Below are 21,376 nucleotides of genomic sequence, written 5' to 3'. Positions count from 1 at the left end.
CGCACGGAGTGAGTGGTGCAATCGTTGCCGTCCCAGAAGGGTTTAATATCCCCGCCGCCCCAGCTACAGGTACATGACGAGGACCCGCCGCACCGGCTCGCCCCGCGCTGCCGGCGCGTCCCTCTCGCTTCGACCGCGACGACCGGGCCGTTAGGCCCGCACAAACTCATTTCTCCGACTCGTTTCGCTCCTCAGCCCCCCACCCGAAGGGTTCCGCTGGGCGAATTTACGACGACACCGAACAACGACGACACCATGACACCCCCAACCGAATCCACACAGCAATCGACCGATCGCGTCGCGCTCGCCTTCTCCGGCGGGCTCGATACCACCGTCTGCGTCCCGCTCCTGAAAGAAGAGTACGGCTTCGACGAGGTGATCGGCGTCACCGTCGACGTCGGCCAGCCCGAAGGCGAGTTCGCCGAAGCCGAGGAAACCGCGACCGCGCTCGGTCTCGAACACCACGTGGTCGACGCGCGCGAGGCGTTCGCCGCAACCTGTTTCGACTCGGTTCGCGCGAACGCCACCTATCAGGGCTACCCCCTGGGAACGGCGCTCGCACGGCCCGTGATCGCCCAGGCGATCCTCGACGTCGCGCTCGCTCAGGACTGTGCGGCGCTCGCCCACGGCTGCACCGGGAAGGGCAACGATCAGCTCCGGTTCGAAACCGTGTGGCGTGGCTCCGATCTCGACGTGATCGCGCCCGTCCGCGAGCTCGGACTCACCCGCGAGTTCGAGCAGGAGTACGCCGCCGAGCGCGATCTCCCCGTGGAGGGCGGCGACGGCGGCGCGTGGAGCATCGATACGAATCTCTGGAGTCGCTCGGTCGAAGGGAGCGATCTCGAAGAGCCGAGTTACGTTCCCCCAGAGGACATCTACGACTGGACCCAGCCACCCGGGAAAGAAATCGAACTGCTCGACATCGAGTTCGAAGACGGCTATCCGATCGCGCTCGATGGCGAGTCGATGGAACCGATCGCACTGATCGAGCACCTCAACGAAGTCGCGGGCGCACACGGCGTCGGCCGGACCGACGTGATGGAAGACCGGATGCTCGGGCTGAAAGTGAGGGAGAACTACGAACACCCCGCAGCGACGGTTCTCCTCAACGCCCACGAGGCGCTCGAATCGCTCGTCCTCACCAAAGAAGAGCGGAGTTTCAAGAAACAGATCGATCACGAGTGGGCAGAGAAAGCCTACGAGGGACTGCTCGCCGCGCCGCTGGTCGACGCCTTGGAAGGGTTCATCGCGTCGACCCAGGAGCGCGTCACCGGCACCGTCACCGTGAAACTCGAAGGTGGTCAGGCCCGCCCGGTCGGTCGCGAGAGCGAGTACGGCGTGTACTCCGCGTCGGCAGCCTCGTTCAACACCGCGGACGTCGGCGGCGGAATCGAGCAGGCCGACGCCACGGGCGTCGCGAAGTACCACGGCTTCCAATCGCGCCTCGCGGGAAGCGTCATCGACGACGCGAACGCGACGGCAGAAGCGGTCGCCGACGGCGGGACGACGGCCGAGAGCGAGAACGGAGCGACGGCGGACGACGAAAACGGAGACGAGTGAGATGAACGGAGAGGAGAGCGACGTGGTCCGGCGCGATCGGTTCAGCGGCGGCCCCGCCCGCGCGTTCCTCTCCTCGATGGATCACGACGAGCGGCTCTTTGAACCCGATCTCGCGGTCGACCGCGCCCACGTGGTGATGCTCGCCGAACAGGGCATCATCGACGAGGCGAGCGCAGGCGCGATCCTCGATGGGCTCGCCGACGTCGAAGCGACGGACTACGACGCGCTCGACGGCGAGGACGTCCACGCCGCGATCGAAACCGCGGTGATCGAGCGTGTCGGCGAGGCGGGCGGCCGGATGCACACCGCCCGGAGTCGGAACGACGAGGTGGCGACGTGCATCCGGTATCGGCTGCGCGAGGAGCTGCTCGACGCCATCGACGCGACGCTCGTGCTCCGCGAGGCGCTCGTCGAGGCGGCACGCGAGCACGTCGAGACGCTGATGCCTGGCTACACGCACCGCCAGGCAGCCCAGCCGACCACCGTTGCACACTTCCTGTGCTCGTACGCCCAAGCGCTCGAACGCGACACGGATCGGTTGCTCGCGGCCTACGACCGGACGAACCGCTCGCCGCTCGGTGCGGCGGCCTTTGCGGGCACGCCGTTCGACATCGATCGCGAGCGGACCGCCGACCTGCTGGGGTTCGATTCCGTACTCAACAACTCGATGGACGCGGTCTCGACCCGAGATTTCCTCGTCGAGGCGGCGAGCGCGTTGTCAGCTTGCTCACTCACGCTCTCGGGGCTTGCGACCGACCTGATCGAGTTCGCGGCGGACGAGTATGTGGAAATTCACGACGACTACGCCTCGACCTCTTCGATCATGCCCCAGAAGAAAAACCCCGATACGCTCGAACTCGTCCGCGCGGCGGCCGGGAACGCGAGCGCGGGACTGAACGGCCTCCTGACCACGCTGAAGGGGCTGCCCCGGGCGTACAACCGCGACCTCCAGGAGGCGACGCCCCACGCGTGGGCCGCCGTCGATGCGGTCGCCCCTGCAACCGAGGTGGCCGCGGGCGCGGTCGCGACCGCGACGTGGAACGAGGACGCGCTCGACGCGGCGGCCGGCGACGGGTTTGCAACTGCGACCGGCGTCGCCGACCTGCTCGCGGCCAATGGAGTACCGTTCCGCACGGCCCACGAAATTTTGGCCCAGGCTGCCGAAAACGACGGAGACTACGCCGCCATCGAAGCGGCCGCCGACGCGGCACTCGACGAACCGCTCTCGGCGGTCGTCGAGCGCGAGGCGATCGAAGACGCGCTCGATCCCGCGGCGAGCGTGGCGAGCCGCGACTCGGTCGGCGGTCCCGCACCCGAGGCAGTCGCGGCGGCGCTCGACGAGGCGTGGGCGAAAATCGAGGACGATACCGACCGCCACGACGAGCGGCGCGATCGGCTCGACGCCGCCGCCGCAGTGCTCGAACGGGAGGTGAGTCAGTATCGTTGAGCGACCGCCCCCGCGAGGGGGACGAATTCATCTCGTCGGCGACGACGAAACGCTCGAACTGCCCGATTTCGACCCCGAGAGGCCACAGTACGTTTTGTAAAATATCAAACAAGTTCGAAGGGTTTAAGCGGATACACGGGTGAGGGTGGCACATGGCGAACTGTCCCGAATGCGGGGGCGAGGTGTCCCTGCACGACGACGCAGAAGTCGGAGAGATCATCGACTGTGGAACCTGCGGAGCCGAGCTCGAAGTCATCGACACCACCCCACCGGTCCTCGAGACGGCCCCCGAGCTCGAAGAGGACTGGGGGGAGTAAGAGTGGAAATAGGCGTCCTCTACTCTCGGATCCGTCACGACGAGAAGCTCCTGCTCGGTGAGCTCCGGGAGCGCGGCCACGAGGTGACGAAGATCGACGTCCGCGACCAGCGCTTCGATCTCACCGAGCCGCCAGCGGCGTTCGCCGACGTGGATCTCGTCGTGGATCGGTGTCTCGCAACCAGCCGGAGCCGCTATGCGACCCGCTTCCTCGCCGCGTACGGCATCCCGGTCGTGAACGATCCGGACACTGCGGCGGTGTGTGCGGACAAGGCCGAGTGCAGCCTCGCGCTCGCGGGGGCCGGCGTGCCGACGCCCCGGACGGAGGTCGCCTTCACGAAGGAGAGCGCGATGGAATCGATCGAGCGGTTCGGGTATCCCTGTGTGGTGAAACCCGTGATCGGCTCGTGGGGGCGGCTGCTGGCGAAGATCGACTCCCGGAGCGCGGCGGAAGCGATCTTGGAACACAAGTCGACCCTCGGGCACTACGAGCACAAGGTGTTCTACGTCCAGGAGTTCGTCGCGAAGCCCGGCCGCGACATCCGGGTCGTGGCTACTGACGGCGAGCCCGTGGGAGCGATGGTGCGCTCGTCGGACCACTGGCTCACCAACGCGGCGAAAGGGGCCGACACCGAGGAGTTCGACCTCGATAGCGAGGCCCGCGAGCTCGTCGCGCGCGCGAGCGACGCCGTGGGTGGCGGTCTCTTGGGAGTCGACCTGATGGAGACCGACGATCCCGACGCCGAACACTCCTACACCGTCCACGAGGTGAACCACACGGTCGAATTCAAGGCACTCGACGGCGTCGCCAACGGCGACGTACCAGCGAAGGTGGTCGACTGGCTCGAAGAGAAAGCGGAGACCACAAACGAAACTGCGGTCGCGGCACCATGACCCACACCGCGTCGGTCGTCGGCGCGAGCGGGTTCACCGGCGGCGAACTCCTCCGGCTCCTGCGGGGCCATCCCGAGTTCGAGATCGTCCAGGCCACCAGCCGCGAGTACGCGAACAAGACCGTGGGATCGGTCCACCCCAACCATCGGGAGCTCGATCTGCGGTTCAGCGAGCCCAGCGATCTCGACGAGGTGGACGTGCTGTTCGCCGCGACGCCCCACGGCGTGTCGATGGAGCACATCGACGCGTTTCGGGACGCGGCGGACACGATCGTCGATCTCTCGGCGGACTTCCGACTCGACAGTGAGGAACAGTACGACGAGTGGTACGACGGCCACAGCCGGCCTGAACTGCTCGACGAGTCGACGTACGCACTCCCCGAACGCCACCGCGACGAACTCACGGGTGCGTCGCTGATCGCGGCGGGCGGCTGCAACGCGACCGCCGCCATCCTCGGGCTCGGTCCGCTGTTCGACAGCGGGACCCTCGCGGGTGACGAGCGGATCGTGGTCGACGTGAAAGTCGGTTCGTCGGAGGGTGGAGCAGGCGGTGGAAAGGCGTCTTCCCACGCCGAGCGCTCGGGGGTCGTGCGGCCCTACGCCCCAACGGGCCACCGCCACGAGGCCGAGATCGAGCAGGAGTTCGGCTGCGAGACGGCGTTTTCGGCCCACGCGGTCGACATGATCCGCGGCGCGGCCGCGACCTGTCACGTCTTCCCGAGCGAGCCGGTGTCGACGGGCGACCTCTGGAGTGCCTACCGCGAGGCTTACGACGACGAGCCGTTCGTCCGCCTCGTGGCCGGTGGTTCGGGCGTGTATCGCTACCCCGAACCGAAGGCGGTCGCAGGGTCGAACTACGCCGAGGTCGGGTTCGAACTCGATTCGAATAATGAGAGGATCGTGGTGTTCGCCGCGATCGACAACATGATGAAGGGATCGGCGGGCCAGGCGATCCACGCCGCGAACGTCGCCCGCGGGTTCGACGAGCGCGCAGGGCTCGACTTTCAGGGACTCCATCCAGTGGGGGCACCCTGACCATGACGACGGTCGTGAAGGTCGGCGGCGCGCGGGCGGTCGATCCAGAGGGAACGATCGAAGACGTCGCGGCGCTCACAAGAGAGGGCGAGGGCTGTGTGGTCGTCCACGGTGGGTCGACGGCGGTCGACGAGACGCTCGAACGGTTGGGCGAAGAGCCGGAGTACGTCGAGACGCCCCAGGGCGTCGTCGGACGATTCACCGACGAGCGCACGATGGAGACGTTCGAGATGGTCCTGCCAGGCAAACTCAACACCGACCTCACGGCATCGCTTCGGAAGGCCGGTGTGGACGCCGTGGGACTGTCGGGCGTCGATGGCGGGCTCCTGACCGGCCCCCGGAAATCGGCCGTCAAGGTCGTCGAGAACGGCAAGACGAAGATCCGCCGGGGCGAGCACTCGGGGAAAATCACGTCGGTGAACGCCGATCTCCTCACCGGGTTGCTCGACGACGGGTACACGCCCGTCGTCACGGTCCCGATGCTGGCCGACGATGGCACCCCCGTGAACGCCGACGCCGACCGGGCGGCCGCAGCGGTCGCCGGCGCGCTCGGCGCGACGCTGGTGGTGCTGACCGACGTACCAGGCGTGCTCGCCGATCCCGACGATCCCGAAACGCTGATCGGACAGGCGAAAACGCCTGACGAGCTCGCACGGGTGGAGTCGGCCGCCGAGGGGTTCATGCGCAAGAAGGTGATGGCGGCGACGGAGGCGCTCGACGGCGGTGCGGCGTCGGTCGTCGTGGCCGATGCGAACGCCGACGATCCCGTGCTCGCGGCGCTCGACGGCGACGGGACGCACTTCGCGCCAGCAGCGATCGAAGCCGAAGCGGAGGTCGACGCATGAGCGGGTTCGTCCACAACGAGAAACCGATCAGGCTCCACGAGGGAGACGGCGTCCATCTCTACGACGCGGACGGCACGGAGTACCTCGACTGCGGGGCGAGCTATGCCTGCGCGCCGCTCGGGCACTCCCATCCCGACGTGACCGCGGCGATCACCGACCAGGCCGAGCGGCTGACGTTCGTCCAGGCGTCCTATCCCGTCGACGCGCGCGACCGGGCGCACGCAGCGCTCGAAGCCGCCGCACCCGACGGGTTGGAGAACGTCTGGCTCTGTAACTCCGGGACGGAGGCGAACGAGGCGGCGCTGAAGTTCGCGCGGAGCGCGACTGGAAACTCGAAGATCGTCGCCACGATGCAGGGGTTCCACGGCCGGACGATGGGCGCGCTCGCAACCACGTGGGAGAGCGAGTACCGCGACCCGTACGAACCCCTGATCGGCGACGTCGAGTTCGTTCCGTATGGCGACAGCGACGCGCTCACGGAGGCGGTCGACGACGAGACCGCAGCGGTGATCCTCGAACCCCTCCAGGGCGAGGGCGGGATCAACCTCCCCACCGAGGGGTATCTCGCGGCGGCGCGCGAACACACCGAGGCGGCGGGTGCAGCGCTGATCCTCGACGAGGTGCAAACGGGGATGGGGCGCACCGGCACGCTCTGGGCGTGCGAACGCGCGGGCGTCGTTCCCGACGTCCTCACGACCGCGAAGGGGCTCGCAAACGGCCTTCCCGCAGGAACCGCGCTGTGCGCCGACTGGATCGCCGAGGATCACGGCTCGCACAACGCCACCTTCAGCGGCGGGCCGGTGGTGAGCGCCGCGATCGACGCCACCGTTTCGACGCTCGTGGAAGAGGACGTGCCGGCCAACGCAGCCGCTGTCGGCGGGTATCTCGCGGACGAACTCGACGCCGCACTCGGCGATCGGGTTCGTGACGTGCGCGGCGAGGGGCTGATGATCGGGATCGAGGTCAAGCGCGGTTCGAACCGTGTGCTCCGGGATCTCGCGCTCGATCATCGGATCCTCGCGCTCCCTGCCGGCCGGTCGGTGGTCCGGCTGCTGCCGCCACTGATTCTCGACGAGAGCCAGGCAGATCGGATCGTTGACGCCTTCGCGGACGTGCTCGGGGGGCGGTCGGAATGAGCGAAGCGCTCACGGGCGTCTCGGCGAGCGCGGCGCGCGATCTGCTCGTCGAACTCGTCGAAACCCCCTCACCGACCGGTGAGGAGACAGCGTGCGCCGAGCGGCTCGTCACGTTCTTCGAGGATCACGGACGCGAAGTGTTCGTCGACGAGGTCGGCAACGTCCGTGCGCCCGCCGACGACTCCCTCCTCCTGACCTCCCACATCGACACCGTGCCTGGCGATATCCCGGTACGGATCGAACCAGGTGAGGACGAGCGCGATGGAAGCGAGGTGCTCTGGGGCCGGGGCAGCGTCGATGCAACCGGGCCCCTGGCTGCGATGACGGTCGCCGCCGTCCGCACCGGAGTGAGCTTCGCGGGCGTCGTCGGCGAGGAGGTCGATTCGAGCGGCGCGCGCCACCTCGTCGAGACCCGCGACGCGCCCGACGCGGTCGTGAACGGCGAACCCTCGGGCTGGAACGGGATCACGCTCGGGTATCGCGGGCTACTCGCAGGCACCTACGTTGCCACGAGCGAGTCCGGCCACACCTCTCGGCCGGAGAACAGCGCGATCGAGGACGCGATCGACTGGTGGGAGCGGGTGCGGGATACGGTGGCCGATGACCGCGACGAGTGGACACCCGTGTTCGAGCGCGTGACGCCCAAACCCATCGAGGTCCACGGCGGAACGAGCGACGATGGGCTCTCCGTCGAGGCGACGATGGACGTCCAGTTCCGCGTACCACCGAGCCTCACCGTCGAGGAAGTCCGTGAGGCCGCCGACGGCGAACTGAACGGCGGCACCGTGCGGTGGTACGACGAAGTCTCGCCGGTCATGACTTCCCCACGGAACCCGGTCGCACGGACGTTCCGCGGTGCGATCCGGCGGGCGGACGGCGAGCCGCGCCTGCTCCGCAAGACGGGCACGAGCGACATGAACATCTACCAGACGTGGGACTGTCCGATGGCGACCTACGGACCAGGCGATTCGGACCTCGACCACGCACCCGACGAGCGCCTCTCGCTCGACGAGTTCGACCGCTCGACGAGAGTGCTCGAAGACGTCGCCGAACGGCTCGGAGGCAGCGCATGACACGTCATTTCACCGACATCGACGATCTCTCGGCCGACGAACTCGAAACGGTGCTCGACACCGCTGCCGAGCTCAAGACACAGGTGGAACACGACGAGCCACATCCCCTGCTCGAACGGCGGACCCTCGGAATGGTGTTCGAGAAGCCGAGCGCTCGTACCAGGATCTCCTTCGAGACCGGGATGACCCAGCTCGGCGGCCACGCGATCTTCTTGGGTCCGGACGACATCGGGCTCGGCGAGCGCGAACCTCTCAAGGACACCGCCCGAACCCTCTCGGGATACGTCGACTGCGCGATGGTCCGGCTGTTCGATCACGCGGATTTAGAGGAGCTCGCGGCTTACGCCGATGTGCCGATCGTCAACGGACTGACCGACGACGCCCACCCCTGTCAGACCCTCGCGGATCTGCTGACGCTCCGCGAGACGGTGGGGTTCGACGCGCGGGTGGCGTGGGTCGGCGACGGCAACAACGTCGCGCAGTCGTTCGTTCTGGGGTGTGCGCTCGCCGGGATCGACCTCACGGTGGCGACGCCCCCGGAGCACGGCATCGATCCCGGCGTGCTCGATCGCGCCGCAACGATCGGGACCGCACCCGACGTGACGACCGACCCGGAAGCAGCGGTCGCCGGTGCGGACGCGGTCTACACCGATGTCTGGGTGAGCATGGGCGAGGAAGCCGAGCGCGAGACGAAACTCGCCACGTTCGAAGAGAGTGGGTTCCAGATGAACGCCAACCTCCTCCCGGAGGACGCGACCGTGCTCCACTGCCTGCCCGCCCACCGGGGCGAGGAGATCACCGAGAACGTGCTCGAAAGCGATCGAGCGGCGGTGTGGCAGCAAGCCGAAAACCGACTCCACGCCCAGAAAGGACTCCTCGCGTTCCTCCTCGACGCGCTGTGAGACCGAAACGACGCCCGTGAGGGCGGAATCGTACGGGAGACGTTTGCCGCTACTACCCAGATAGCGACACATACGAACGGGAAATTTCGAGAGAGTTACGCGGGACTCGACCAGCACTTGGAAAAATTACTATTTATCCAGGTGTGGCACTCGGACTCGTGCGTCACCGCACACGAGACCAATGAGTAACGAACCAGACGACACCGAACGCACCGACAGTTCCTCCGTACTGGGGGACGCAAGCGAGTATCTCCCCTCGCGGCGATCGTTCATGACCGACGCGGCGACAGTGGGCGGCGGCGTGTTGGCCTTGTCGGCGCTCGGCGGAACGGCGGCAGCCGAGGGTCACGAGGGTGACGGCGGTAACGGTAGCGGAGGTGGAAGCGGAGACGTCAGCGACATCGACGTTCTCAACTACGCGCTGTCGCTGGAACACCTCGAAGCCGCGTTCTACAACGACTTTCTCGACAGCCATTCGGAGAGCGAGGTCGAGAACACGGACGTCGCGAAGTACTTCGCGCGACCGACGCTGCGGTACTCGGTGTACCAGCAGATCCAGGACGTCCGCGATCACGAGGAGGCCCACGTCGAGGCGCTGACACAGACGATCGGCGATCTCGGCGGCACGCCCGTCGAACCCGCCGAGTACGAGTTCTCCTACGACACGATGGAGGAGTTCGTCGCGATCGCCGACCGGCTCGAAGCCGTCGGCGTCTCGGCGTACGCGGGCGCGGCACCGCTGCTCTCGAACCCCGACCTGATCCCGCCGGCGCTCTCGATCCACAGCGTGGAGGCCGAACACCAGACGTACTTCCAGCTACTCCACCTCCAGCGACCAGCCCCCGACGCGTTCAATCCCGCGCGCTCGATGGACCAGGTGCTCCCGATCGCCAACCAGTTCGTCGCCGGCGCGGACGGTGGCGGTGGGCGGATGTTCACCGCGACCGTCGCAAACGTCTCGACGCCAGGCACGCTCGACGTCGATCGGGCGGACGGCGTCGTGCCGCTCTCGCCGCCCGTCTGGGCGGTGTACTCCGGCGGCGAGAACCCCGCGTTCGTTCCGGGCGAGGATGCCAACGAGGGAACCGAGATCGTCGCCGAGGACGGGTTCCCGATGACGTTGGCCCAGACGGTGGCGAGCGCCGAGAACACCACCGATAGCGGCGTCGCTCCCTCGCCAGGCGGCTCGCTGGAGACGCCTGCACTCGGTCCGGGCGAGTCCGTCGAGTTCGGCTTCAGCGCCGCACCGGGCGATCAGTTCACGATGGAGACGATGTTCGTCCAGTCGAACGACTGGTTTTACGGGTTCGAGGGGCTCTCGCTGTTCAACGGTGAGGAGCCGATTTCTGGCAGCGTGACCGACCACATCGCGGTCTACGACGCCGGCACCGAGGCCGACACCGCGCCGGGCACCGGTCCCGACCAGAAGCCCGTCCAGGACCCCGAGGCGATGGACGTCGGCCCCAAGGAAGACGAATCGATACAGTTGGCCGCAGAGCGCCACCCCGACTTCGACATCCCCGACGCCAGCGAGATCCTCGAGGTAACGATCACGCCCCAGTGAACGCGATGTGGACGCCGGTTTCAGGGTGCTCCGCGTTTTTTGCCACGGCGAGCGATGTCTCGTGCTCGAAACGGGGGCCCAACATATATCCCCAGGGCGCGAGAGTGGGTTCGAGAGCGAAGATGGAGAAGGCGCTGTGGTATCTCTTTACGGCGACGCGTGGCGGCGTGAACCGCGTCCGCGTCGTCCGGGCGCTCGCCGAGCGGCCGAAAAACGCAAACCGTCTCGCCGAGGAGTTGGACATCGCCTACACCACCGCTCGCCACCACCTCGATATGCTCTGTGATCACGACGTCGTCGAACGAAGCAACGAGGACTACGCCGCGCTGTTCTTCCTCACCGACCAGTTCGAACGAAACCGTGATGAGTTCGAACGCATAGCGAAACACGTGGAGACCGACGGATGACAACCCTCCCTACCATCCTGATGAGCGACACGATGACGATCGCCAGTTTGCTCTCCGGCGTGAGCATCGTGATGCTACTCGCGCTCACGGCAGTGTGGCTCAACAACTACCGGACGTTCCGGACGCCGCTGGTGCTCGGACTGGTCGCCTTCGGCGCGGTGTTGCTCGTCGAGAACGGCGTCTCGCTCTACTACTTCTTCACCATGCGAAGTCTGTACGCGATGGACCCGGGCGTCCAGCAGGTAATCGCGGCGATGCGGGCGTTCCAGGCGGTCGCGCTCGTTTTCCTGACCTACGTGACGATGAAGTGACGGTGGCGTCGTCGTTCTGACGGCTGGCGAAAAATCGAAGTTCGTTTCGGACGGTTCAGCGGAGCGCCGCGTAGACGACGCCGAGGAGCAGGCCGTAGACGGCGTGTCCTGGCAGGCTCCCCGGCAGCGCGAAGTTCGGGAACGGTGGCGCGCCCGCAAAGCCCACCGCACCGAGCCAGAGCGGCATCACGACCGCCGCGAGCACCACCCAGAGCACGACCCCGTAGACGAGGCCGACCACCGCCGACCGGCCGACACCCCGCCCGACGCCGGTGCCGGTCGCGACGGCAGCGAACACCACGCCGAGGATCGCGCTGTGGGCCATGTGGACGACCCAGCCCGCGAGCCCGTTCGGTGGGGGCGCAAGGGCGTACAGCGCCGGGATCGCCACCTCGATCACCGGCTGCATCATCATCGTGATCATCGCGCCCATGGCCGCGCCACCGACGAGGCCACCGACGATACCCGCCTGCCAGTCGGCGAGCCCGGTGCTGGTCGTCGTCGCCGTTTCGGATCGAGTTTCTTGGCTCATGCGCGAGGTGATACACTACGAAGCGACATAACCGCGCTGCGCGTTGACAGCCAGCACGCAATGGCGTGGACCACACACGACCGAGGGCCGAGGTTTATGCTCCGGGCGGTCGAATCGGGACCATGACCGAGGCCGACCCCAGCCCCCAGCGGTTTCGCGATCTCATGCTCGATTCTGAACCGGGGTTCGAGGAAGTGATGGTCTGTGTGTTCGACATCCAGCGCCACGAGACGCGGACCTACCGAACGCTGCTCGATCAGCCGGACAGTACCGTCGAGGAGTTGGCCACGGAGCTGGAGCGGGATCGCTCGAACGTCAATCGATCACTATCGACGCTCCGCGAGAAGGGGCTCGCAGAGCGGGGGCGGCGACTCCTCGACGGCGGCGGGCACGTCTATCAGTACACCGCGACGCCGCTGCCGGAGGCCAAGGAGCTGATGCACGACACGCTCGACGAGTGGACGGCGTACGTCCACTCGCGGATCGACGAGTTCGGCGAGGAGATGGTGTAATCGTCCGCGAGGAGCGCTCACGGGGTGGTCGTCGACTGTGTGGCTGCACCCGGCTGTTCGGGACGACTGCCGAGCGTGAGCGAGAGGGTTCGTCGCTCGCCGTTGCGGAGCACGGTGACGTCGATCGTATCACCGGGTGACGCCTGAAGCGCGAGATACGACGAGAGTCCCTGAAGGGTGTCGATCCGCTGGCCACCGAGTCCCACGATGACGTCACCGCGCCGGAGTACACCGGCCGACGGTCCGTCGCCGGAGGGGTCACGGGTGATGACCACACCCCGAGGTCGATCGAGACCCACTTGCTCGGCGGTTCGCGGTGTGACCGGCTCCAACCGCACGCCCATGTAGGCGTGGTCGTACTCGCCGTTCTGGATGAGTGCGGGCACCACACGGTCGACGAGCGCGGCCGAGATGGCGAAGGCGAGGTTGTCGCCGCCGCCGGAGTTGATGACGCCCACGACCTCGCCGTCGAGGTTCACGAGCGGCCCGCCCGAGTTACCGGGGTTGACCGGAGCCCCAGTCTGAATGCCGTCGGGGATCGTGTAGCCGTTCGGCGCGGGGATCGACCGATTCACGCCGCTGACGAGTCCCGACGTGACCGATCCTTCGAGTCCGTATGGATTGCCGATCGCGACCACCTCGGTTCCGATGGCGGGCTGGTCCTCGACCAGCGGGAGCGGTGTCGCGTGGTCGGGCGGGGTCCGGACGTCGAGAACGGCGAGATCGCTCGACGGATCGGTGCCGACGACCGACGCCGAACGCCACTCACCCTCCGAGAAGCGCACCTCGACCGTCGAGGCGTTGCTGACGACGTGAGCGTTCGTCACGACGTAGCCGTTCCGGAAGACGAACCCCGATCCCTGGCCGCCCCCACCTATCCCACCAGTCACGCTGACCAGCACGACCGAGCCGACCGTCTGGCGGTAGACGCGCGTGTACGGGCTCGGTGTGTCGCCGGCGGTCGCGTTGCCGTCGGTGGCGGTCGCGGTGTCGCCGGTCGCGTTCGCGTCCGCGGTGGCGGCAGTCGCGTTCGCCGGGCCGTCGGCCGTGGTTTCGGCGGGCGTCGAGCGGGTCGTCGAGGAAGCAGTCGTCGAGTTGGTCGTCGTTTGATCGCCGAGTGCGCCCCCACAGCCGGCGAGCCCGGCGGCGAGTGCCGTCCCGAGCGCACCGAGATACGCCCGGCGCGTCGTCCGCGCGTCGTCCATACCCGAGACAGGGATTTCGGACGGGTAAGTGGCGTGCTTTCGAGTGTCTCGCCACCAAATACCATTCATCTGGACTGTACGAACCTCACGGACCGGCCCACTTTTGCCCGCCCGGGCAGTCCCGTCGCGTGATGACCGATCTCACGCTTGCGCGCGACGAGCCAACGCCCGACGTCGCGGCCGACGGCACGTGGCTCGCGTGTATCGAGTGCGGTGCGGTCCACGCCCCGTTCGACGCACCGATCTACCGATGTCCCGACTGTAGTGGGCTCCTCGAAGCGCGCTACGCCGAGTATCCCACCTTCGAGACGTTCGCCGAGGAGGGTCGCGGCGTCTGGCGCTACGCCGCGTCGCTGCCCTTCGAGAGCGGCGTGTCGCTCCCGGAAGGCGACACGCCACTCCACGCCGTCCCACGGCTCGAAGACGAGATCGGCACCCGGACGCTGCGGATCAAACACGAGGGGATGAACCCGACGGGGAGTTTCAAGGACCGCGGGATGACCGTCGGGGTCCGGGTCGCTGCTGAACTGGGTGTCGGCCGCCTGGCGTGCGCCTCGACCGGCAACACCAGCGCGGCGCTCGCGGCCTACGGCGGTCGCGGCGGGATGCAGACGCTCGTGCTCCTCCCAGCAGGAAAGGTCGCGGCGGGGAAGGTCGCCCAGGCGAGCCTCCACGGCGCACGAATCCTCGAAGTCGACGGTAACTTCGATGCGTGTCTCGATATCGTCGCCGAACTCGCCGACCGCGGCGAGGCCTACCTCCTCAACTCGCTCAACCCCTTCCGACTGGAGGGCCAGAAGACGATCGGGTTCGAGATTCTCGAACGGTACCAGGCCGACTACGGCCGGTATCCCGATCGGATCGTTTTGCCGGTGGGGAACGCGGGCAACACCGCAGCGCTCTACAAAGCCTTCCGCGAACTCGTCGCGAGCGGAGCGCTCGATGCCGAGGACGTGCCGAAGCTCACCGGCGTCCAGGCCGCGGGGGCCGCGCCGATGGTCGAGGCGATCGAGGAAGGGGCCGCGGACATCGAGCGCTGGGAGTCGGTCGAGACCCGCGCCACGGCGATCCGGATCGGCAACCCCGTGAACGCCCGGAAGGCGCTGCCTGGCATCCGGAAGACCGGCGGGACGGCGGTCGCCGTTGCGGACGACGAGATCACCGACGCCCAGCGCGCGCTCGCGAGCGAGGGCGTCGGGGTCGAACCTGCCTCTGCGGCGAGCGTCGCCGGCCTCCGAAAGCTCCGCGAGGCGGGCGTCGTCGAGAGCGACGAGGACGTGGTCTGCCTGACGACCGGCCATCTCCTGAAGGATCCCGACGCCGCGGCCGCAGCCGGGACGGAGCCGGAGCCAGTGCCGAACGACACCGATGCGGTGCTCGATCACCTGCGTGGCGAGTGAAACTGGAAGGTATGAACAACAGACGAGATGAGAGACTATCAGTCGATACGTCCCGATCTACCATCGCTCTCACAGGCGTACGCCGTCGGTACGGCTATCGGATTGACGATCGCTGCGGTTGCGGCAGCACTCGTTAGTGTGGCTGTGATCGGGACTGTTGCCCGCACTCTCGATCTACAGGGAACAGTTCTCGTCCGAATAATCCAGTTTGCACAGGTTCAGATTGGCTTTTTGCTCGTCGCAGTCGGCTACCTCATCCGTCGAGACACGCCACGTCGCTCTCTCCGATTTCGTTTCCCGTCCCTCCATGATTTCGGCTGGCTGGTGCTGTTGTGTGCTCTTATCGCTGTCGTGAGCGCGCCCGACAGTACGTGGTTCCTCACTCCCGCACTCACTACCGATCCAGTCGCGTGGGTCGTCGTCTTCGTCTGGTGGTTTCTGATAACTGCACCGGCCGAGGAACTGCTGTTCAGGGGTATCATACAGGGACGCCTCAAATCGTCGTTCTCCGTGATAACGGCTGTAGTGCTTGCAGCCGGGCTCTTCGCCGGAATGCACGTCGGGTTCGCGCTGTATCGTGGCTACGGAGGAAACTTTCTCGGACTCGCTGCGGTGATGTTCGCTACTGGCCTGCTTTTCGGAAGTGTCTACGAGAGAACCGGGAACCTCGTCGTTCCGAGTTTCGCACACGCCCTCTTCTGGCTTTCACCCGCGTTGCTCGCGTATCTGTGATGGTGTGAGTCGAGTTACAAGAGGGTATCACACCTCATGCGCCTGCTCGCGGCCGATCAGTCGAACGTCGATATGCTGCGGTCATCGACTACTACCGCGAGCATTCCCACGCGGCTGAAGAATAAAGACCAGCGGTGACGTAGTACAGGTGAATAGAATGGCACAGTCCACCGAAAACGACTACCGGGAGGAGCGAGCGCGGCTCCGCAAGCAGGTCAAAAACGCCGACTCGGAAACCGAGCGGCGCGAAGCGATCCTTCGGCTCGCGGAGATCAACCGCGAGATCCACGCCGAGACCTACGAGAAGCTCGCCCGCGAGTAACGCAGGCGCTCGGATACGATTCCCTTACTCCGTTCCGTTCAGCGCGATGTACCGCGTCTCGATCACGCGATCGTCGTCCTCCAGCCGGTTCTGGAGCTCCTCGGAAACCGGCTCGTCGAGATTGTACACCGTCATCGCCTCGCCGCCGATGACCTGGCGGGCGTTGAACATCCCCGCGATGTTGATGTCCGCATCGCCCAACACGGTGCCGATGAAGCCGATCAGGCCCGGCTCGTCGTCGTTGCGCGCGACCAGCATGTGGCCGGCGGGGATCGCGTCGACACGGAACCCGTCGATCCGGACGATCCGGGGGTCCTCGCCGGCGAACAGGGTGCCACAGACGCCGATCTCCGTGTCGCCGTTGGTGACGGTGACGGTGACGAGGCTCTGGAAGTCTTCGGCCGTGCGGGTCTTCGATTCGACGACCTCGATCCCGCGCTCCTCGGCGATTCGCGGGGCGTTGACCGCGTTGACCTGCCATTCGAGCGGTTCGAACACCCCTTCGAGGGCGCTCGCGGTGACGAGATCGACCTCCTCGCTTGCGATGTCGCCCTCGTAGGTTACCTCGATCGTCTCGATCCGCCCGTCGAGGAGTTGGGTCGCGATCTTGCCGGCGGTCGAGGCGATGTCGAGGTACGGCCGAACCCGGGGGAACGCGCTCGCGTCCATCGAGGGGGCGTTGAGCGCGTTCATCACCGGTTTCGACTCGAACGCGGCGAGCACCTGATCGGCGATCGAGGTCGCGACGTTCTCCTGGGCGGCGTGGGTGCTCGCACCGAGGTGGGGGGTGACGATCACGTCCTCCACATCCAGGAGGGGGCTGTCCGACGAGAGGGGTTCCTCAGCGTAGACGTCGATCGCCGCGCCCGCGAGCGGTCCGTCCTCCACTGCGGCAGCGAGTACCGCCTCGTCGACGACGCCGCCCCGTGCGCAGTTGATGAGGTAACCGCCGTCGAGCGCCGCGAGTTCGTCCTCGGCGATCAGGTTCTCGGTCTCGGGCGTGAGCGGCGTGTGGAGGGTGAGGACGTCCGCGCTCGCGAGACACTCGTCGAGTTCAACGAGCTCTGCCCCCAAATTGGCGGCGCGCTCCTCCGAGATGTACGGATCGTACGCCACGAGGTTCATCCCGAGCCCGTCGAGCTTCTTTGCGACCTCCTGACCGACCCGACCGAACCCGACGATCCCGAGCGTCGCGCCGTTGAGCTCAGTGCCGAGATAGTCGCTTTTGGCCCACTCGCCGGTTTTGAGTCGAGCGTGGGCCTGGGGGATCGATCGCGCGGCCGCGAACGTCATCGCGACGGTGTGCTCGGCGGCCGCCCGGACGTTGCCCTCGGGAGCGTTGGCGACGATCACGCCGGCCTCGGTCGCGGCATCGATGTCGATGTTGTCGACCCCGATCCCTGCCCGGCCGACGATCACCAACTCCTCGGCGGTCGCGAACAGTTCCTCGGTGACGTCGGTGCCCGATCGGACGACGAGGGCGTTCGCGTCGGCGACCGCTGCGTGGAGCGCGTCGCCAGTGACGTCGTAGGCCGTCTCGACGGTGTGACCGGCCTCGCGCAGCCGGTCGAGACCTGGCTCCGCGATGGGATCGGTGACGAGTACTTTCATATCGGGGCGAACGACGCGGCGGGCATAACCTTTGCTTCCCGGGCACAAATCGCCGGCCAGTGGTGACTCGAACGGCTCAGTTGCGGTACAACGAGAACGCGATGCCGAGTGCGACCGTCGCGCCGCCGGCGAGAACGTCGCCGAGACCCCCGTCCACGCCGAACCGAGTCAACAACACGAAGACGAGCGCGTAGAACCCATAGCCGATCGTGCTGGCGACGACCGCCCAGACGAACGCCGGTCCGATCGACAGCTGGATGTCCCACTCGCGGTAGAGCGTCGGGATCCCGACACCCACGCCCAGCAGCGCACCGAACGCCAGGAACGAACCGCCAGCCCACGCTTGAGTGATGTAGGCTCCCGCAACACCGAGTATCGACCCAGTGAGTGTGACGACCGTCGACGACGAGATCGAATCGATCCCGAACCGTGACGACGAGTCGGTTTCGGACATATCGGAATCACGATCGATCGTGTTGTGAACCTTCTGGAAGAAACGACGACGACAGACAGCGACCGTCGAACGATGGTTCGTAGCGGTCGCGCCGTCGGCGGAACAGGAAAGCGAGCCAGCACGGCTGCACCCGAGCGCTTATTCGGATCCTCGCCCATCTCCCACCGATGAGACGTCGGCGGTTCCTCGACGCGGCCGCGGCGGCCGGGATGATCGGGCTCGCGGGGTGTTCCGGCGAGAGCGATCGAGACGGAGCCGCGACGGATAGTCCGAGCGATACGGCCGAAACCGGCCAGGAGACCAGCAGCGCGCGGCGGAGGCAAACGACGGCCACCGAATCCGCGCCTGCGGGTCCGGATTTCGTCTGGGCCGAGCAGAAGATCTGGCGGGACGAGCGCGTGCGCGAGAACCTCTTCGCGTTCGCCGCGCGTCACGATCTCGTGGTGGTGATCGCGAAGGCGGATGCCGACGCCGACGATCTTCCGGCACTCGAAAAACCCCTGGCTGCGGCCGCCCGCCACGGCACCGAGGTGTGGCTGAACGTCGGCGTTCTCAAACAACTCACGCCGAGCGAGTTCGTCGGTGATGGGGCGAAGCGCCGCCGCCACCTCGACGGGCTCGAAGCCGTCGTCCGTCGCTATCGGGACTTTTTCCCAACGGGGCGGATCGTGCTCTGGCAGGAGGCTCCCGTCGGCGGGCGGTGGAACGAGGACGGGACGTGGAACGATCGCGCCGTCGAGAATCTCGAACGCCTCGGCCCCCGGATCTTCGCCGCGCAGAAACGACGCGTCGAGAACGTTGCGCCGAACGTCGACGTCGGGATCTTCGTCCATTTCCCGTACATCGTGGACGGGAAACAGCCGGAGACGTTCGAGACGCTCACGGCGGACCTGAAATCCCGGGGCGCGCTGCCCGATTTCACGTTCACCGACTTCTACCGAGGCTGGTACGCCAAAGACGTGGGTCCCGGCCCCGCGAACGCCGCGGTTCGGAGTCTCGTCACGAACGCTCGGGAGCTGACCGACGATCGGCCGGTCAGCTACCTCGGCGAGCCCCACACGATCAACCCCCAGTACACCCCGAGCCGACAGGCGATGTGGATGGATCTCCGGGCGGCGCTCGGAGCCGGTGCGGAGGGCGTCGGCTGGTACGCGAGAACGGCGTACAAGGAAACGAAACACGGGTTCGACCCCTTCGTTCCGAACGTCGGACCGGCGGCACGCGACGGGCCACGCGCCAGCACGCTGACGTTCGCTCGCGACCGCTACCAGTACGCCTACGCCGCGCTTCGGGCGAAACGCGATAGCGATATGGCCGGTGGTCGGGGTGCGTCCGAGCGCCGATTCGATCTCTGGCTCGCCGGCTCCGAATTCGACTTCTACGAACACCGACTCTCGTTGCGAACCCGGGCGGGCGAGTGGCAGTTCGTCGGGGATTTCGACGGATACGTCGACGGTGACTACCCGTACGGCGACGGGAGCGATCAGGTGTCGATCTTCCGGGGCCTCTCGCGCGAGCGCTTCGATCGGGACGGCAGCCTCGAAGTCGCCGTCGAAACCGCCTCCGACAGCGACGGCGCGCGTCTCGACGCCGTGCTGGCGATGCCCGAAGACGTGAGCACCTATCTCGCGGAGCCGGCAGCGACGGAGCTCTACGGCTCGCGAACGGACGTCCACGAGTTCGGAGTAGGCCACGAACGCGTGAACACACGGCTCGCAGCCGGCGATTCGCGACGGTTCGGCGTGGAACTCGGTGAACCACAACGCCCACTCGACGAGCTCGTCTTCCCCGATCACCGCACACAGCGCGAGCGATTGGGACGGCTCGAATCACGCGACAGGTTCGACCCCGACGACTACTTCGACCTCTGGGTGTCCACCGAGACGACGACCGAAGACGGGAGCGAGTCAGGAAGTATCGAGGAACTCGGTCTGGTCGGTGACGACGGACGAAAACCGCTGAGCGAAGCGAGCACGGCGGTATCGACAGCCGACGGCGGAGCGGTCTGGTACGGCATCGATCGCAGTGATCTCGCCAATCGTGACGGCTCGATCACCGTCGAGGTGACCGGTGACGCCCGGGAGCTGGTGACCGGTGTGTACGCGATGCCGTACGCCGGCACCGTCACGTTCAGACCCGCTGCGGAAGCGATGGAGCTCCTCGAAACTGATCGAGCGAGCGCGCGGACGTTCGCCATCGCCCACGAAGAAGAGTGATTCGTCCGCACTAGCTCGGCGATCACCGGATTCGGATAAGTTGAAACGTCGCGCGCCGAAGGCCTCCTCATGAAACTCGTCGCGTTCGACTTCGACGGCACGCTCTCGGACTCGGAGATGACGGTCCTGCTCGGTGCACAGCGCGGCGTCGCCGACGAGATGGAGGCGATCACCGAGCGTGCGATGAACGACGAGATCGGCTACGCGGAGAGCCTCCGCGAGCGGGTCGGCCTGCTCGAGGGGCTCTCGGCGGACGCGGTCGAGACGGCCTTCGAACAGGTCGAGCTACGACCCGGAACCATCGAGACCGTTCGCGCGCTGAACGACGCGGGCGTGGTCACGGCGATCGTCACCGGCGGGTTCGGCCGCGGAGTCGAGAGCGCGCTCGCGCGGAACGATCTCCCGGTCGACACCATCGTCGCCAATCAGCTCGTTTTCGACGACGAGGGCGACCTCACCGGCGAGGTCGAGGGACCGCTGATCGAGGGGACGAAAGACGATGCGCTCCAGGCGGTCGCGAACAACGCCGGCCTCACACTCGACGACACGGTGGCGGTCGGCGACGGTGCGAACGACCTCCCGATGCTCGAAGTCGCGGGGTTCGCGGTGGGCTACGAACCGAAACCCGCCGTCGAACCGCACTGTGACGAGGTCGTGGCGTCGATGGACGAACTGCAGGAACTTCTCGAAAGACGGGGTGTGCTCCCCGAAATGTGAGTGGGCAGCAACTGTCGGCTACGCCCGAGTAATCCGTACTGGCGATCCCTGATCTGATCACTCCGGTATAGGAACGTTGTCGGCGCTCCCGCCGTAGCGATACATATTATCGCTAGTTGTCCACTCTGGCTCAACAGCCCAGTAGCTGATACGTTGTAGGAACGAAGCGGATGAATCAGTGACCTG

General features: G+C 66.7%; 22 protein-coding genes. 18 read left to right on the top strand and 4 right to left on the bottom strand.

What is annotated here, in order from left to right:
- Positions 1–255 precede the first annotated feature (255 nt).
- The 12 genes from PHA81_RS05020 (at position 256) to PHA81_RS04965 (ending at position 11,489) form a co-directional block, all read left to right on the top strand.
- A complete protein-coding gene (locus PHA81_RS05020) occupies positions 256–1,560 on the top strand; it encodes an argininosuccinate synthase (protein WP_005039969.1) in 1,305 nt (434 codons plus the stop codon).
- 1 nt (position 1,561) lies between these two features.
- Entirely contained in the window at positions 1,562–3,007 is a 1,446-nt protein-coding gene (argH, locus tag PHA81_RS05015; RefSeq protein WP_005039972.1) for an argininosuccinate lyase, read from the top strand.
- Between the two features lie 152 nt (positions 3,008–3,159).
- Positions 3,160–3,324, top strand: a complete 165-nt coding sequence (lysW, locus tag PHA81_RS05010) for a lysine biosynthesis protein LysW (RefSeq protein WP_005039974.1) — start codon at positions 3,160–3,162, stop codon at positions 3,322–3,324.
- A 2-nt stretch (positions 3,325–3,326) separates the two neighbouring features.
- Positions 3,327–4,217, top strand: a complete 891-nt coding sequence (gene lysX, locus PHA81_RS05005) for a lysine biosynthesis protein LysX (protein ID WP_005039976.1) — start codon at positions 3,327–3,329, stop codon at positions 4,215–4,217.
- Positions 4,214–5,251: an N-acetyl-gamma-glutamyl-phosphate reductase gene (gene argC / locus PHA81_RS05000; protein ID WP_005039978.1), complete on the top strand. Its 1,038-nt coding sequence runs from the start codon at positions 4,214–4,216 to the stop codon at positions 5,249–5,251. The genes lysX and argC overlap by 4 nt, the downstream gene beginning before the upstream one ends.
- A gap of 2 nt (positions 5,252–5,253) precedes the next feature.
- A complete protein-coding gene (locus PHA81_RS04995; protein ID WP_005039980.1) occupies positions 5,254–6,096 on the top strand; it encodes an acetylglutamate/acetylaminoadipate kinase in 843 nt (280 codons plus the stop codon).
- Positions 6,093–7,232: an aspartate aminotransferase family protein gene (locus tag PHA81_RS04990; protein WP_005039982.1), complete on the top strand. Its 1,140-nt coding sequence runs from the start codon at positions 6,093–6,095 to the stop codon at positions 7,230–7,232. Before PHA81_RS04995 ends, PHA81_RS04990 begins: the two co-directional genes overlap by 4 nt.
- Positions 7,229–8,305 carry a [LysW]-lysine hydrolase gene (locus PHA81_RS04985; protein ID WP_005039984.1) on the top strand — a complete coding sequence of 359 codons (1,077 nt, stop codon included), beginning with the start codon at positions 7,229–7,231 and terminating at the stop codon, positions 8,303–8,305. Before PHA81_RS04990 ends, PHA81_RS04985 begins: the two co-directional genes overlap by 4 nt.
- The gene (gene argF / locus PHA81_RS04980) at positions 8,302–9,207 is read left to right on the top strand and encodes an ornithine carbamoyltransferase (protein ID WP_005039986.1); all 906 of its coding nucleotides are present in this window, start codon (positions 8,302–8,304) and stop codon (positions 9,205–9,207) included. The genes PHA81_RS04985 and argF overlap by 4 nt, the downstream gene beginning before the upstream one ends.
- 181 nt (positions 9,208–9,388) lie before the next feature.
- On the top strand, positions 9,389–10,771 hold the full coding sequence (locus PHA81_RS04975) for a ferritin-like domain-containing protein (protein ID WP_005039988.1): 1,383 nt from the start codon (positions 9,389–9,391) through the stop codon (positions 10,769–10,771).
- Between the two features lie 122 nt (positions 10,772–10,893).
- Positions 10,894–11,178 (top strand): winged helix-turn-helix domain-containing protein, encoded by a 285-nt coding sequence (locus PHA81_RS04970; protein WP_005039990.1) that lies wholly within the window; start codon positions 10,894–10,896, stop codon positions 11,176–11,178.
- Complete coding sequence (locus PHA81_RS04965; protein ID WP_005039992.1) at positions 11,175–11,489, top strand: hypothetical protein; 315 nt, start codon at positions 11,175–11,177, stop codon at positions 11,487–11,489. The genes PHA81_RS04970 and PHA81_RS04965 overlap by 4 nt, the downstream gene beginning before the upstream one ends.
- Positions 11,490–11,544: 55 nt before the next feature.
- Here the strand turns inward: PHA81_RS04965 and PHA81_RS04960 are convergent, their stop codons facing one another.
- A complete protein-coding gene (locus PHA81_RS04960) occupies positions 11,545–12,021 on the bottom strand; it encodes a hypothetical protein (protein WP_005039995.1) in 477 nt (158 codons plus the stop codon).
- 122 nt (positions 12,022–12,143) lie between these two features.
- On the opposite strand from PHA81_RS04960, the gene PHA81_RS04955 reads away from it, so the two are divergent.
- Positions 12,144–12,533: a helix-turn-helix domain-containing protein gene (locus PHA81_RS04955; RefSeq protein WP_005039997.1), complete on the top strand. Its 390-nt coding sequence runs from the start codon at positions 12,144–12,146 to the stop codon at positions 12,531–12,533.
- Between the two features lie 17 nt (positions 12,534–12,550).
- Here PHA81_RS04955 and PHA81_RS04950 read toward each other — a convergent pair whose 3' ends face one another.
- Positions 12,551–13,738, bottom strand: coding sequence for a trypsin-like peptidase domain-containing protein (locus tag PHA81_RS04950; protein WP_005039999.1), 1,188 nt, complete (start codon positions 13,736–13,738; stop codon positions 12,551–12,553).
- A gap of 131 nt (positions 13,739–13,869) precedes the next feature.
- Here PHA81_RS04950 and thrC point away from each other — a divergent pair, with 131 nt between their 5' ends.
- The 3 genes from thrC to PHA81_RS04935 all read left to right on the top strand — a co-directional run bounded on the left by thrC (position 13,870) and on the right by PHA81_RS04935 (position 16,192).
- Complete coding sequence (thrC, locus tag PHA81_RS04945) at positions 13,870–15,138, top strand: threonine synthase (protein WP_005040001.1); 1,269 nt, start codon at positions 13,870–13,872, stop codon at positions 15,136–15,138.
- A 351-nt stretch (positions 15,139–15,489) separates the two neighbouring features.
- Positions 15,490–15,870, top strand: coding sequence for a CPBP family intramembrane glutamic endopeptidase (locus PHA81_RS04940; RefSeq protein WP_161606938.1), 381 nt, complete (start codon positions 15,490–15,492; stop codon positions 15,868–15,870).
- 157 nt (positions 15,871–16,027) lie between these two features.
- Positions 16,028–16,192, top strand: coding sequence for a hypothetical protein (locus PHA81_RS04935; protein WP_169317802.1), 165 nt, complete (start codon positions 16,028–16,030; stop codon positions 16,190–16,192).
- Between the two features lie 24 nt (positions 16,193–16,216).
- Here PHA81_RS04935 and serA read toward each other — a convergent pair whose 3' ends face one another.
- Both serA and PHA81_RS04925 read right to left on the bottom strand, forming a co-directional pair.
- Positions 16,217–17,803: a phosphoglycerate dehydrogenase gene (serA, locus tag PHA81_RS04930; RefSeq protein WP_005040007.1), complete on the bottom strand. Its 1,587-nt coding sequence runs from the start codon at positions 17,801–17,803 to the stop codon at positions 16,217–16,219.
- Positions 17,804–17,879: 76 nt separating this feature from the next.
- Entirely contained in the window at positions 17,880–18,257 is a 378-nt protein-coding gene (locus tag PHA81_RS04925; RefSeq protein WP_005040009.1) for a hypothetical protein, read from the bottom strand.
- A 167-nt stretch (positions 18,258–18,424) separates the two neighbouring features.
- Here PHA81_RS04925 and PHA81_RS04920 point away from each other — a divergent pair, with 167 nt between their 5' ends.
- Both PHA81_RS04920 and serB read left to right on the top strand, forming a co-directional pair.
- Positions 18,425–20,473 (top strand): hypothetical protein, encoded by a 2,049-nt coding sequence (locus PHA81_RS04920; RefSeq protein WP_005040012.1) that lies wholly within the window; start codon positions 18,425–18,427, stop codon positions 20,471–20,473.
- Positions 20,474–20,542: 69 nt separating this feature from the next.
- A complete protein-coding gene (gene serB / locus PHA81_RS04915; protein ID WP_005040014.1) occupies positions 20,543–21,190 on the top strand; it encodes a phosphoserine phosphatase SerB in 648 nt (215 codons plus the stop codon).
- Positions 21,191–21,376 lie beyond the last annotated feature (186 nt).

The sequence above is a fragment of the Halococcus sp. PRR34 genome (genome assembly GCF_028617175.1).
Lineage (GTDB): Archaea > Halobacteriota > Halobacteria > Halobacteriales > Halococcaceae > Halococcus > Halococcus salifodinae.
The sequence above is the reverse complement of the archived record's forward strand: the minus strand, read 5'-3'. Positions and strand labels throughout refer to the sequence as shown.